Annotated in this window: 7 protein-coding genes; 4 read left to right on the top strand and 3 right to left on the bottom strand. The window is 74.5% G+C overall.

From position 1 onward, the window contains the following. Positions 1-617, top strand: a 617-nt coding sequence (locus CCN42_RS30415) for a DNA glycosylase family protein (RefSeq protein WP_143662060.1), incomplete at its 5' end; no start/stop codon positions are given. A 16-nt stretch (positions 618-633) separates the two neighbouring features. Continuing rightward, entirely contained in the window at positions 634-1,116 is a 483-nt protein-coding gene (locus tag CCN42_RS30410; RefSeq protein WP_086740451.1) for a methylated-DNA--[protein]-cysteine S-methyltransferase, read from the top strand. A gap of 478 nt (positions 1,117-1,594) precedes the next feature. Here the strand turns inward: CCN42_RS30410 and CCN42_RS30405 are convergent, their stop codons facing one another. Next, positions 1,595-2,326: an SIR2 family NAD-dependent protein deacylase gene (locus tag CCN42_RS30405; protein ID WP_086170389.1), complete on the bottom strand. Its 732-nt coding sequence runs from the start codon at positions 2,324-2,326 to the stop codon at positions 1,595-1,597. 78 nt (positions 2,327-2,404) lie between these two features. Between CCN42_RS30405 and CCN42_RS30400 the strand changes: the two genes are divergently transcribed. Further along, on the top strand, positions 2,405-2,602 hold the full coding sequence (locus CCN42_RS30400) for a type II toxin-antitoxin system VapB family antitoxin (RefSeq protein ID WP_086170390.1): 198 nt from the start codon (positions 2,405-2,407) through the stop codon (positions 2,600-2,602). Positions 2,603-2,675: 73 nt separating this feature from the next. Here the strand turns inward: CCN42_RS30400 and CCN42_RS30395 are convergent, their stop codons facing one another. Together CCN42_RS30395 and CCN42_RS30390 are read right to left on the bottom strand one after the other, a co-directional pair. Next, positions 2,676-3,170 carry an NUDIX domain-containing protein gene (locus CCN42_RS30395; protein WP_086170391.1) on the bottom strand — a complete coding sequence of 165 codons (495 nt, stop codon included), beginning with the start codon at positions 3,168-3,170 and terminating at the stop codon, positions 2,676-2,678. A gap of 96 nt (positions 3,171-3,266) precedes the next feature. Then, entirely contained in the window at positions 3,267-4,367 is a 1,101-nt protein-coding gene (locus CCN42_RS30390) for an ADP-ribosylglycohydrolase family protein (RefSeq protein WP_086740448.1), read from the bottom strand. Positions 4,368-4,558: 191 nt separating this feature from the next. On the opposite strand from CCN42_RS30390, the gene CCN42_RS30385 reads away from it, so the two are divergent. Continuing rightward, a partial coding sequence (locus CCN42_RS30385) for a glycerate kinase (protein ID WP_143662059.1) occupies positions 4,559-5,066 on the top strand: 508 nt, incomplete at its 3' end.

Raw genomic sequence — 5,066 nt, 5'->3', positions numbered from 1 at the left:
TCGCCGTCGACGACCAGCTGCGCACGGACCCGGTGCTCGCCCCGCTGGTGGACAAGGCACCCGGGCGACGGGTCCCGCGCACGGTCGACGAGGCGGAGTTCGCGGTACGGGCCGTACTCGGCCAGCAGGTCTCCACAGCCGCCGCCCGCACCCACGCGGCCCGCCTGGTCGGCGCGCACGGCGAGAGCGTCGACGACCCAGAGGGCGGCCTCACCCACCTGTTCCCGTCACCGGGAGCCCTCGCGGCCGTCGATCCGGAGACCCTGGCGATGCCCCGCACCCGCCGCGCCACCTTCACCACCCTCGTCGGCCGGCTCGCCGACGGCTCGCTCCCCTTGGGTGTGGAGAGCGACTGGCCGGAAGCCCGTGCCAGGCTCCTCGCCCTCCCCGGCTTCGGCCCGTGGACGGTCGACGTCATCGCGATGCGCGCCCTCGGCGACCCCGACGCCTTCCTCCCGACCGACCTCGGCATCCGCCGCGCCGCCCGGGAACTGGGCCTGCCCTCCACCCCGGCCGCGCTCACCGCCCGCGCGGCGGCCTGGCGGCCCTGGCGGGCGTATGCCGTCCAGTACCTGTGGGCGACGGACAACCACCCCATCAACTTCCTGCCGGTATGAGGAGCCAGGACCCTTCATGAGACAGCACACCGTGATCGACAGCCCGTACGGCCCGCTGACCCTGGTCGCCGACGACGGCGTCCTGTGCGGCGTCTACATGGAGAACCAGCGCCACCGCCCGCCCGAGGAGACCTTCGGCTCCCGTGACGAGCGCCCCTTCGCCGAGGCGGAGGAACAGCTGGAGGCCTACTTCGCGGGCCGGCTGACCGAGTTCACCCTCCCGTTGCGCCTGCACGGCACCCCGTTCCAGCGGCGCGTCTGGGAGCACCTGCGCACCATCCCGTACGGCGAGACCCGCACCTACGGCCGGCTCGCCACCACCCTCGGCAACCCCAGGGCGTCCCGCGCGGTCGGCCTCGCCAACGGCAGGAACCCGATCGGCATCATCATCCCCTGCCACCGCGTGGTCGGCACCAACGGCAGCCTCACCGGCTACGGCGGCGGCCTGGACCGCAAGCAGCGCCTGCTGGACTTCGAGGCGGGAACCGCCCTGTTCTGATGGACAGCAGACTGCGGCAGAAGCTCGCGGAGCGCCGGGAGAAGGCGGCCCTGGCCGGCATCGAGGCAGGCCTCGGCGACCTGCGCACCGGGGGGTGCCCTGGAGCCCGGGGCGGTGCCCGCCTGGGTGGGGGAGGCGATGAACGGACCTGGGACATCTTCACCGAGCCGGCCGAGCGGCTGCGGGACGACACCCCGCCGGAGCGGCTGGACGCCTGGCTCGGGGAACTGCTGACCACCCAGGGCGACCGGCCGCGTTCACCTGGCGAGCCACCTCGGCATCCTGCCCTGGCTGGAGTGCCGCGCTCCCGGCCGCGCGGACCTGGCGCGGGTGCGCGGCGCGATCGAGGAGCCGTGGATGTTCCTGTCGTCGTCCCTGGACACGCTCGTCGTCACCAAGGGGGAGTACCACTACGAGGCGCACGTGCTCCGCGGCGGCTCCTGACCCGGCACGGGCCGGGACCGGCCGGCCCCGGCCCCTACGCCGCCTGCCCCACCCGGCGCAGCAGCGCGGGCAGCGCCGTGCCGATCGGCTCCCGGATCACCTCGTCGGCCAGCTCGTCGTACGGCGTCGGCTCGGCGTTGACGATGATCAGGCGGGCGCCGTGGTCCGCGGCGACGCCCGCCAGGCCCGCGGCGGGCTGCACCTGGAGGCTGGTGCCGGCGGCGATGAAGATCTGGCAGGCCTTGGTGATGGCGACGGCGTCGCCGAGCACCATCGGGTCGAGCCGCTCGCCGAACATCACCGTCGCCGGTTTCAGGACGCCCCCGCACTCCCGGCACGGCGGATCCGGCTCCCCGGCCTCGACCCGGGCGAGGGCGTCCTCCATCGGCCCGCGCGCATGGCACGCCGTGCAGACGTACCGGCGTGCCGTGCCGTGCAGTTCGAGGACCTTGCGGTCGGGCATCCCGGCGAGCTGGTGCAGACCGTCCACGTTCTGGGTGATCACCCGTACCGGCACCCCGGACCGCTCCAGTTCCGCCACCGCCCGGTGCGCGGCGTTCGGCCCCGCCCGCAGGGCCCCGGCGTCCCGCCGCATCAGCCAGGAGCGGCGGCGGATCTCCGGGTCGCCCATGTAGTACTCGTACGTCACCAGCTTCTCGGCCTCGGGGTCGCGCCGCCACAGCCCTTGGGGACCGCGGTAGTCGGGGATGCCGGAGTCGGTCGAGACACCGGCGCCGGTCAGCAGGGCGACGAGGGGCTTGCTCATGCCGCCGAGGGTAGGGCGGGCCCGGACGTCGAGGCGAACGGATATCCGGGAGACGGAGCGCGGTGCTAGGGTCCGCGCATGGCCAAGGTCACCGTCTCGCTCGACGCCGAACTCGTCGTGGAAACCATGGTGCTCGCCGGTGTCGGCAGCCCCCAGGACGCCGTCGAGCTGGTCCTGCGCGACTACATCGAGCGCGGACACCGCACCGAGGCGAGGCTCGTCACCCGTGACGAGGCACTGCGCGAGGCCGACGTCAAACCCCGCGAAGAGGGCTGAGCCGCCCTCAGCCCGGCGGCGCCGCCGTCCTGGGCCTCCAGCCCCCTGAGCCTTCACCGGGCCCCGCGCCGGATCACCCCACCCGGTGCCCGTTCTCCAGTTCCACCGTGCCCGAACCGTCCGCCAGGACGTCCAGCGCGGCCAGCACCCGGCGGCCCAGCGCGCCCAGCAGGTGATCGGTCAGCTCCTCGCGGGGCACCAGCCGCCAGGACAGCAGTTCCTCCTCCTGGAGCCTGATCGCCTTGAGGTCGTCCTCGGTGAGCACCCCGCCGTCGTACAGGTACGCCACCAGCGGCGGCCGGCCCGGGCCGTGCACCCAGTCCACGGCGAGCAGCCGTCCCAGCGCACGGTCCAGACCGATCTCCTCGGCGGTCTCCCGGCGCGCGCCCTGGCGCGGGGTCTCACCGTCGTCGGACTCGACGGTGCCGCCCGGCAGCGCCCATCCCTCGCGGTAGTTGGGCTCGACGAGCAGCACCCGCCCCTCGGCGTCCCGGAAGAGCGCGGCGGCCCCGGCGAGGACCCGGGGCAGGCCGGCGATGTACGCGGCGAAGTCAGGAGTGTTGGTCATCCTGGAAGGGTAACCAGCGGGCCCGGACGCGGTACCGTCCGGCGAAGCCGCGCACACCACTGCGCCGGGGGACTGCTCCCCCGACTCCCCGCGCGGTCAGTGCTCGGACTCGGCCAGCCGCAGTGTCCGCTCCGCCAGCTCGCTGATCCGCACCCCGTCGAAGCCGAAGACCGCGCTGCGCACCGTGTCCCGCAGCGGCTCCGTCCACTGGGCCGGTATGGCCCGCGCCCCGTTCAGCACACCGGCCACCGAGCCCGCCGTGGCCCCGTTGGAATCGGTGTCCAGGCCGCCGCGGACCGTGAGCGCGATGGTGCGGGTGAAGTCGCCGTCGCCGTAGATCAGTCCCGCGGTGAGCACGGCGGCGTTCGGCACCACATGGATCCAGTGCGGCCCGGCGGTCTCCTCGGACACCGTGGCCAGGGTGTCCTCCCAGGTCATCCGGGTGTCGTGGAGCGAGATCACCCGGCGCACCGTGCGGGCCAGCCGGCTGCTCGCCGGGACGACGGTCAGGGCCGTGTCGAGGGCGTCGCGGACGGTGGGCGCGGTGAACGCGGCGGAGATCAGGGCGGCCGCCCACATCGCGCCGTAGACGCCGTTGCCCGTGTGCGACAGCACCGCGTCCCGGCGGGCCAGGGAGGCCGCCTGGCGCGGGGCTCCGGGGCAGGTCCAGCCGTGGATGTCGGCGCGGATGAGGGCGCCGATCCACTCCTGGTAAGGGTTGTCGTACGTCGCGGTCAGCGGCGGCCGCAGCCCGTTGGCGAGGTTGCGGTAGGCCGCGCGTTCCGCCGTGAAGGTCTGCAGGTACGGCAGCCGCAGCAGCCACAGGTCGCCGACCTGCTCGGTGCTGAAGCCGAAGCCGCGGGTCTCCAGCAGGTGCAGGCCGAGGATCGCGTAGTCCACGTCGTCGTCGCGGCAGCTGCCGTGGATACGGCCCCGGACGCACTCGCGCCACTCCGGGCGCAGCGCGGGCAGGTCGTCCGCGCCGTCGGGCGGCCCGGGGAGGTAGTCGGTCAGCGGCAGGGCGTCCGCGCGGCGCAGATAGCGGTCGATGCGCTCGCGCGTCCACACCTCGCCCTGCTCGACCGGCTTGCCCAGCATGTTGCCCGCGATCCGGCCGAGCCAGCCGCCGAGGACCCGGTCGGCGAGGCCGGGGCCGGTGACGGCGGGGGACGGGGCGTGGGTACCCACAGAGGTCATGGACCCCGGGTTACCCGATTCCGGCCGCTTCCACCGGTTTCCCACCCGCTCGCCGGCGCTCCCGCCGGCTCGCCGCACGGCGTTCCACCCACCGGGCAGGGGCATGACGGCGGAGGCGTCCTGAGGTTAAGGTCGCAGCGGCGCGACTGCCTTGACGTGGGCAAGGCTCGGAGAGCAAGGGGAAAAGCAAGGTGGCTGACGCTGCACGGGACGGCGCCCGCAGGGTGCTCATCGCCGCGGACAAGTTCAAGGGCTCGCTGACGGCCGTACAGGTCGCCGAGCGGGTCACCGCCGGGCTGCGCCGGGTCGTACCGGACCTCGAGGTCGAGGCGATGCCCGTCGCCGACGGCGGCGACGGCACCGTGGCCGCGGCGGTCGCCGCCGGGTTCGAGCGCCGCGAGGTGCGGGTCGCGGGGCCGCTCGGCGACGAGGTGACGGCCGCGTACGCGCTGCGCGGGGACACCGCGGTCGTGGAGATGGCGGAGGCCAGCGGGCTGCAGCGGCTGCCCGAGGGCGTCTTCGCCCCGCTGACCGCCTCCACGTACGGCTCCGGGGAGCTGCTGCGCGCCGCGCTGGACGCCGGGGCGCGCACGATCGTCTTCGGTGTCGGGGGCAGCGCGACCACGGACGGCGGCGCGGGCATGCTCGCCGCGCTCGGGGCGCGCTTCCTGGACGACGGCGGCGAGCATGCCCGCGCCG

The organism is Streptomyces glaucescens (genome assembly GCF_002154375.1).
Classification (GTDB): Bacteria; Actinomycetota; Actinomycetes; order Streptomycetales; family Streptomycetaceae; genus Streptomyces; species Streptomyces glaucescens.
Note: the sequence above shows the minus strand (reverse complement) of the source record. Positions and strands in the feature narration are given on the sequence as shown.

What these genes read in the sequence shown, in the direction of transcription:
- CCN42_RS30410 (WP_086740451.1), top strand. Translation starts at nt 634, where the DNA reads ATGAGACAGCACACCGTGATCGACAGCCCGTACGGCCCGCTGACCCTG.
- CCN42_RS30405 (WP_086170389.1), bottom strand. Translation starts at nt 2,326, where the DNA reads ATGAGCAAGCCCCTCGTCGCCCTGCTGACCGGCGCCGGTGTCTCGACC.
- CCN42_RS30395 (WP_086170391.1), bottom strand. Translation starts at nt 3,170, where the DNA reads ATGACCAACACTCCTGACTTCGCCGCGTACATCGCCGGCCTGCCCCGG.
- CCN42_RS30390 (WP_086740448.1), bottom strand. Translation starts at nt 4,367, where the DNA reads ATGACCTCTGTGGGTACCCACGCCCCGTCCCCCGCCGTCACCGGCCCC.
- CCN42_RS30400 (WP_086170390.1), top strand. Translation starts at nt 2,405, where the DNA reads ATGGCCAAGGTCACCGTCTCGCTCGACGCCGAACTCGTCGTGGAAACC.